Origin of the sequence: Streptomyces sp. WAC06614 (assembly GCF_003949795.1) — a bacterium.
Lineage (GTDB): Bacteria > Actinomycetota > Actinomycetes > Streptomycetales > Streptomycetaceae > Streptomyces.
Genome location: NZ_RPRY01000786.1, coordinates 1 through 636, shown reverse-complemented (window position 1 = coordinate 636; position 636 = coordinate 1). Strand labels below are relative to the sequence as shown.

Sequence of the window (636 nt, the reverse complement as noted above, 5' to 3'; positions counted from 1 at the left end):
GTGCTCCGGCCGATCTGCTCCGCGATCTCCTCGACCAGCCGGGTGCTCTCCAGCAGATGCATTCCTATCGAGGTCGCGAGTGTCGGCGCCACGGCGGCGGAGTCGGTGACCGCGGCGAGCGGCACCCAGCAGACGCCGTCCGGGAAGCTGTCCGAAACCTTGCTCGCGAGGGCCAGCGTGAGCCGCGTCTTGCCGACCCCGCCGGGCCCGGTCAAGGTGAGCAAACGAGTGATTCCCTGCCCCAGCAGGCGACTCGTCGCGTTCAGCTCGGTCGTCCGTCCGATCAGTTCGCTGATCGGCGCGGGCGGTTGCCGCACCGGTCCGCGGGCGGAGTCGGCCTCGCGGCGGGCGGCCGCGGTCAGCAGCGCGCGATCCGGGTCACCGAGCCGCAGTGCGTCCGTGAGCAGTCGCAGCGTGTGCGCTCGTGGCGCGCGCCGCCGTCCCCGCTCCAACGCCGCGATCGCGTCGACGCTCAGACCGGCGAGCTCCGCCAGCTTCTCCTGCGACAGCCCGGCCTCCCGCCGATGCCGTCGCAGCAGGCCACCGAACCCAGCCCCCTGCACGTCGTCCGAGCCACGGCGAGACCCGTCTGATGGCACAGGACGGCTCCACCCAGTCTCCGACCCTTTACGTGGC

General features: G+C 72.3%; 1 protein-coding gene. It reads right to left on the bottom strand.

The genetic code is table 11. The annotated features are described in order from the left end of the window. The coding region (locus EF918_RS36500) for a helix-turn-helix transcriptional regulator (protein WP_148141390.1) at positions 1-599 on the bottom strand (599 nt) is incomplete at its 3' end. Between the last annotated feature and the right edge of the window lie 37 nt (positions 600-636).